Consider the following 1,141-nt stretch of genomic DNA (forward strand, 5'->3'; position numbering starts at 1 on the left):
CGGCGGTGCCACGACACCCCGGCGGCGCGGATACGCGGCGTCGCGTTCGGCGAGACGGCCTGCGATGTCGAGCGACCCGTCCAGGGCCCGTACGAGATCGGCGCGCAGCCGGGCGGCCTGGGGCAGGGACCCGTACTCGGCGGCAACGCGCCAGTTCAGCAGCAACACCGAGCCCTCGACGCCGTCGGGCAGGTCGAGCGCGCGCAGCTCCGCCGTGCGGACGGTGAGGCGGTGCATCGCCAGGACGCCGGCCACGGCGGGGAGCACGCCCGGCTGGTCCGGTACGGCGATCAGGAGCTCCACACCGAGGGGTTCGGGGTCGCCCGCGGGCTCGTCCTCGGACGGGGGTTCGGTCTGGGCGCGGAGCGCCAGCACAGGGCCGCCGGTCGCCACGGCCTCGATCGCGAGGCGTTCCTGTTCGGCGGTGGCCGCGCCCGCCTCGGGCTCCTCGGGGGCGTCCCCGGAGAGGACGGCGGCGACCCGCTTCACCAGGTCGGTGACGAGGGAGGCCCGCCAGGACGACCAGGCGGCCGGCCCTGTGGCCAGCGCGTCCGCCTCGGTCAGCGCGTGCAGCAGCTCCAGGGTGCTCGTCGTACCGACCGCCTCGGCGACCGAACGGACCGTCGCCGGGTCCTCCAGGTCGCGCCGGGTGGCCGTGTCGATGAGCAGCAGGTGATGGCGTACGAGGGTGGCGAGTACGGCGACTTCCGCGCGGTCGAAGCCGATGCGGGCGGCCACGTCCTTGGCGATGATCTCGCCGGCCACGGAGTGGTCGCCGGGCCAGCCCTTGCCGATGTCGTGCAGCAGCGCGGCGACCAGAAGGAGGTCGGGGCGGCTGACGCGGCGGGCGAACTCGGAGGCGCGGACGGCGGTTTCGATGAGGTGCCGGTCGACGGTCCAGATGTGCACGGCGTTGCGCTGCGGGCGGCAGCGGACCCGCTCCCAGTCGGGGAGGAGGCGGGTGATCAGGCCTTCGGCCTCCAGCGCCTCCCATACGTCGACGGTGGGTTGTCCGGAGCCGAGCAGCGTCACGAGCTGTTCGCGCGCCTCGGCGGGCCAGGGCGTGGGCAACGGGCGCACGGTGGCCGCGAGGCGCCGTACGGCGTGCAGGGAGAGCGGGAGGCCGGCCTGCGCGGCGGCA

1 protein-coding gene is annotated in these 1,141 nt (G+C 75.4%); it reads right to left on the reverse strand.

Annotation, left to right across the window (positions count from 1 at the left end):
* Positions 1-1,141: HD domain-containing protein (locus tag R6V09_RS53580; protein WP_317888617.1), on the reverse strand; the 1,141-nt coding region annotated here is incomplete at both ends.

Origin of the sequence: Streptomyces sp. W16 (genome assembly GCF_033194735.1) — a bacterium.
Classification (GTDB): Bacteria; Actinomycetota; Actinomycetes; order Streptomycetales; family Streptomycetaceae; genus Streptomyces.